Annotated in this window: 5 protein-coding genes and 1 pseudogene; all 6 read left to right on the top strand. The window is 74.1% G+C overall.

Annotated elements, in window-relative coordinates:
- The first annotated feature begins 637 nt into the window (after window positions 1–637).
- Window positions 638–1207, top strand: a complete 570-nt coding sequence (locus Q1K26_RS12820; RefSeq protein WP_300011118.1) for a hypothetical protein — start codon at window positions 638–640, stop codon at window positions 1205–1207.
- Complete coding sequence (locus Q1K26_RS12825; protein WP_300011122.1) at window positions 1204–1467, top strand: hypothetical protein; 264 nt, start codon at window positions 1204–1206, stop codon at window positions 1465–1467. The genes Q1K26_RS12820 and Q1K26_RS12825 overlap by 4 nt, the downstream gene beginning before the upstream one ends.
- Window positions 1464–2066, top strand: a complete 603-nt coding sequence (locus Q1K26_RS12830; protein WP_300011125.1) for a hypothetical protein — start codon at window positions 1464–1466, stop codon at window positions 2064–2066. The genes Q1K26_RS12825 and Q1K26_RS12830 overlap by 4 nt, the downstream gene beginning before the upstream one ends.
- Window positions 2063–3199 carry a hypothetical protein gene (locus Q1K26_RS12835; protein ID WP_300011128.1) on the top strand — a complete coding sequence of 379 codons (1137 nt, stop codon included), beginning with the start codon at window positions 2063–2065 and terminating at the stop codon, window positions 3197–3199. Before Q1K26_RS12830 ends, Q1K26_RS12835 begins: the two co-directional genes overlap by 4 nt.
- A complete protein-coding gene (locus tag Q1K26_RS12840) occupies window positions 3196–4689 on the top strand; it encodes an SCO6880 family protein (protein WP_300011131.1) in 1494 nt (497 codons plus the stop codon). Before Q1K26_RS12835 ends, Q1K26_RS12840 begins: the two co-directional genes overlap by 4 nt.
- Before the next feature lie 13 nt (window positions 4690–4702).
- A pseudogene (locus tag Q1K26_RS12845) lies at window positions 4703–5314 on the top strand (hypothetical protein); the annotation flags it as partial.

Consider the following 5314-nt stretch of genomic DNA (forward strand, 5'->3'; position numbering starts at 1 on the left):
AGATCGGTTGCTCGCCGAGACGGGCGAGCTCGACAGCGCGACGCCGGAACTCCGGCGGGTGAGGTGCAGGCACGAACGACATCCTCCCTGGCGGACCGGGTCCACCTCAGGTGACGTGTCCGCCGCCAGGGGTCAAGCTCAAGTCGACATCCGTGCTGCATGCCGCCTCCTACGGTCGCGGTCAGGTGCGCTGCGACGCCGCCGGCCCGCCCCGCCGATCGACCCGCAGAGGGCGTGTCGTGTGCCGGGGAACGGGGTCGACGACGCGTATGCCGTCGTCGGTCCGGATGCGGCACAGCGCCCGCCCGTCGCGGTGCGACCAGTTTGGCACCGGGCCGTCAGCGACCTTCCAGTAGCCGGGGGCTTGAGCCCGAACCCCTCGGCGACAAACCGGACAGCACAGGTTCTCGACCGGCTGCCAGCGGCGCTCTTCGCGTGCGGACCGGCCGGGGATCACCACACGGCGGATCGTCACCGAAGCCTCCTCGATCGACGGGCGTCCACCGTGGCCCTCGCGTGTGGCCGGGCCGTGGTCGATATGTGGTCGCACGCGGCCGCGGCGTGACCACGCGACGACCACGCAGCCGCAGCACTCCCCTCGGACGCTTCCTCCTCGATGACGAAGGGAGGTGCTCCGATGACGGCAGCGGCAGACGCGACCCGGGCGTGGGCGACACGCCACGAGTCGCGCGCAACGCGGCGAACCCGGCTGTCGGTCGCGGGTGTCGCAGGCGGGGTCGGCGCGACCACCGTCGCCACCGCGATCGGCGCCGCCGACCGCGGCGTGTACGTCGGCCGCGCGGTGGACGTGCTGGTGTGCCGGGCGACCGGCGACTCCCTGATCCGCGCCGGACGCGCCGCCCAGCTCGTCGCCGCCGCGACCGGCCGCAAGCCGGTACTAGCGATTACCGCAGCCGACGCGTCGGGCCCGAGCCGTCCGGTCACCGCGCAGCTTCGACTCCTGGAGCCACACGCGTCCGCGGTGATCGTGCTGCCGTTCGTGCGCCGCTGGCGCGAGCTCGCCGTGCCGCTCGACGAGGTCCGCGGCCTGCTCGCCGTGCCCCGCACCGAGCTGCCCCGCAGCCTGCGCCGCTACGCCGACGCTGCGCACGACCTGCGGGCAGCGCTGGACGCCCGCGCCCCCGCCGCGGTCCGCCCGGCTCCCGGGCGGGCCGCCCCTACGTCGATCCTTGGGAGGATCCGATGAACCTGGCCAGCGTCCCCAATCCTCCACCCGTGGCACCGCCGGGACTCGGCGAGCTCGCGGGTGAGCTGCTCGGCTGGCTCAAATGGGGAGTGATCGTCGCCGGGGTGCTCGGCATCTTCATCTGCGCGCTGATGTTGATCATCGGGCGGCGCAACCGGTCGGCCACCGCCTACGAGGGGCTCGTCGGGTCGGCGTGGGTGATCGGCGGCCTCGCGCTCGCCTCCGTGGCCGCGCTCCTGGTCGGGGCGTTCCAGATATGAGCCGTCTCCGACGCGCGCTGTGCCTGGCCGCGATCTTCACCGCGACGCTCAGCTGCGCGACCACACCACCCGCCGACGGCGTCGTCGCCCCTGATCGGATCGTGCTGGAGGCCGTGCCAGGCGGAATCGCCGCATCGTCTCAGCGGCACGGCCCGTTCCACGAGTTCGACGGCCTGGCGATCGGGCTCAGCTACGATGAGCTGGGCGCCGCCTTGGCCGCGACCCACATCGGACCGCGCATCACCACAGCCGCGGGCACGCCCGTGGTGGAGGCGACGCTGGTCCAGCAGTGCTGGGGCGACGTCACGGCCGCCCGGGAGCGCCTGGCAACGACGCTGCCCCGCCCGGACACGGCCGAACGCAATGACCTCACCCCGACCGCCCTGTACTTCCGCGTGATCTCCGGTGACGCCGCTGGCGACAACGTCGTGGTGTCACTGCTGGCGGACACCGCGCAGTCCCGGGCGATGGGCGGCTACTCCCGCGTGGATGCCGCCCTGCGCTGGGGCGGCGACGACTGGCAGCTGCGGGTTCCCGTCCGGCGCCCGAACCTGCACCCGGACACCGCCGGCTACCAGCTGCTGGGGCCGACGCCATGACCGCGCTCGCGCAACCCGCCCAGGAGTGCGGCACGTTCGACCTTGGCTGCCAGACCGGGCAGGCCATCGGATCGGCGTTCCAGGGCATCGTCGCCGAGGTTGCTCGCGGCGCCGCCGAGCTGGTCGTGACCACCTCGACGTGGTGGGTCGAGACCGACAGCATCGACCCCCGCGACCCCGCGGTCGCCGCCGCGCAGGACGCCACCCGCGAGCTGATTCTGATCATCCTCATGGGATCGGTCCTGGTGCAGTCGATCCGGATCATCGTCTCCCGCAAGGGCGAGCCGCTGGTCATGGTCGCGACCGGGCTCATCCGCTTCGCCGTGGTGTCCGCGCTCGGTCTCGTCGCGCTGCAGATCGCGTTGCGCGCGGGGGACGCGCTGGCGAGCCAGCTGCTGAACGGCGCCGCGGGCAACTTCGCCCTGCTGATGCAGGACCTGCTCGTCAACGGCGAGGGGGATGCGGTGTTCCTGGTGCTGCTGGTGTCGCTGATCGCCGCGGTGCTCTCGCTCGTGCAGTGGGTGCTGATGGCGATGCGCCAGGCGGGGCTGCTGGTGCTGGCCGCGATGCTCCCGCTGGCCGCGTCCGGGTCGCTGACCCGCTCGACGCGGGGCTGGCTGGACAAGCTGCTCGTCTGGCTGCTCGCGATGGTCGCCTACAAGCCCGCGGCCGCGTTCATCTACTACATCGGGTTCTCCTACCTGTCCTCCCCGAGCGCCGCTCACGCCGGGAATGCCGGCACGATGATCACCGGGATCATGGTGCTGCTGCTCGCGGTGATCGCGATGCCGGTGCTGTTGAAGTTCTTCGCCTGGTCGGGCACCCAGATCGGCGGCGGCAACGCCACCGGGTCGGGATTCCTGGGTGCCGCGGGCGCCGTGGCCATGTCGCAGGGTTACGGGCGCGGCGCGGTCGACCGGGCCACGGCGATGGAGTCCAGCGGCCCCGGCTCCTACGCCACGTTCGGCGGCAACCCGTCCCCGGCCGGCGCCGCCCCCGCCGCGGCCACCGGTGGCTCGGCAGCAGCCGGGTTCGGAGCGGTGGCGGGCGCGGCAGGCGTCGCGGGGTCCGCGGTGGTGCGCGGGGCGGCGGCCGGGATGACCGGCCCGCCCGAGAGCGGTGATCCCGGATGAGCGTCGACCACCCGCCCGGCGCCGACAGCGGCCCGCGGCTGTACGGCAACTGGCGTGCCGAGCGCGGCTGGGGCATCGGATCGCTGTCGACCGCCGCGACGATCGCCCTGTTCCTGGCCGTGCTGACCCCGCTGCTCGCGGTCTCCGCGTTCCCCTCCGCGACCCTCCCCCTGCTGGCCGGGTCGGTGATCGTCGTCGCCGGGGTGGTGGTCCGGATCGGCGGGGTCAGCGCCACCGACGTCGTCCTGCGCCGAGCCGCGTTCCACCGCGCCCAGGCGGCCGGGTGGACCGAACTGTCCGCCGGGGTGCTCACCGAGCACCCGCGCGCGGCGGACCTGCCCGGGGTGCTGGCGCCGCTGCGCCCGCTCGACGTCGACGACGGGCGCGGCGCCCGCCATGCCCTGCTGTGGCACCGCCGGACCGGGACGCTGACGGCGGTCCTGCGCTGCTCACCGATCGGGCTCGACCTCGCCGACCCCGACCGCGCCGACACCTGGGTCGCCGCCTGGGGTGCGCTGCTGGCCGACCTGGGCTACCTGCCGCTGACTCGCCACATCGCGGTCACCATCGATACCGCCCCGGCCGGCGGGACGACCGTGCGCGACCACATCGCCCGCGCTCTCGACCCCGCGGCGCCCGCGCTGGCCCGGCGCATCCTCGACGAGCTGGCCGAGCTCACCCCGGCCAGCACCGCCGACATCGACGCCCGGGTCGCGGTCTGTCTCGACCCCGCCCGCGCCACACCGCGGCCCACCGACCTGCTTGCCGCCGCGGTCGAGGTCGGCCGCCGGCTTCCCGCGATCGAGAACAACCTGGCCGCGTGCGGCGTCGCGATCCTCGGCCGCGCCAGCACCGGCTGGCTCACCGGCCGCATCCGCGCCGCGTTCGACCCGCACCTGCGCCCCGACATCGCCCGTCTTGACGACTCCGATTCGGTGCTGGCCTGGCGCGACGCCGGCCCGGTCGCCGCCCGGGAGCGCTGGGACAGCTACCGCCACGAGGGTGGGCTGTCGGTGACCTGGGCGCTGCGCGAGGCCCCCCGCCAGGCCGTCGGCGCGGGTGTGCTCGCACCGCTGCTGGCGCCTGGCCCGTTCCCGCGGCGCACCACCTGGCTGTATCAGCCCTATCCGGCCGAGCAGGCCGCGGCGAAGGTCGAGAACGAGGTCACCTCCGGACAGGTCCGCCGCGCGTGGGCCGAACGCACCCGCCGTGACGAGACCCAACGCGAACGCGACGACCGCGCCCGCGCGCTGCAATCCGCCCGCGAGGAAGCCCAGGGCGCCGGGGTCGGCCGCTTCACCCTCTACGTCACCACCACCGTCCTGCACGACGACGACCTGCCCGCTGCGGTAGCCGACGTCGAACAGCGCGCCGGCCAGTCCAAGCTGCGGCTACGCCGCCTGCGTGGCGCCCAGGCCGCCGGGTTCGCCGCCGCACTCGGCGTCGGGATCGACCCCGCCGAGCTGCTCACGCACCGCCGCGGACGCTGACCGGAGGACAAGGATGACCAGCACAGATCCGGTGCCCCGCTCCTGGGGCTGGGCCGTCCCCGGTGGCGGCCGCGCCGGGCACGTCGAGGCCGGGAACCGGTTCGCCGGCACCACCAGCCAGGTGTGTGGCCTGTTCCCCTTCGCCACCCCGTCGGGCTGCGACGTGCGCGGCGTACCGATCGGGCGCCACCTGCATACCGCCGAACCGATCGGGCTCGACCCCGCGCACTGGCTGCGCTGTGGCCTGGTCTCCAACACCGGGGTGTGGGTGCAGGGCCAACCCGGGATCGGGAAGTCCTCGATCACCAAACGCATGCTCGCCGGCCTCGTGGCGTTCGGGATGCGTGCAGTCATCCCCGGCGACGTCAAGGGCGAGTACACCCCGCTCGTCACGGCGCTGGGTGGCTCGGTGTGGCACCTCGGCCGGGGTCTGCAGGCACTCAACCCGCTCGACGCAGGCCCATTGCGCGCGGCGCTGCTGGCCGCGCCGGCCGCGGACCGCACCCGGCTGCTGGAAACCCTGCGGGCGCGGCGACTGACCCTGCTCGAAGCGTTGATCACCATAGTCCGGCGCGACGAACCCGACGTGACCGAACGGCGTCTGCTCGGAGCGGCGCTGGACCTC

The organism is Pseudonocardia sp., from assembly GCF_029263155.1.
Classification (GTDB): Bacteria; Actinomycetota; Actinomycetes; order Mycobacteriales; family Pseudonocardiaceae; genus Pseudonocardia.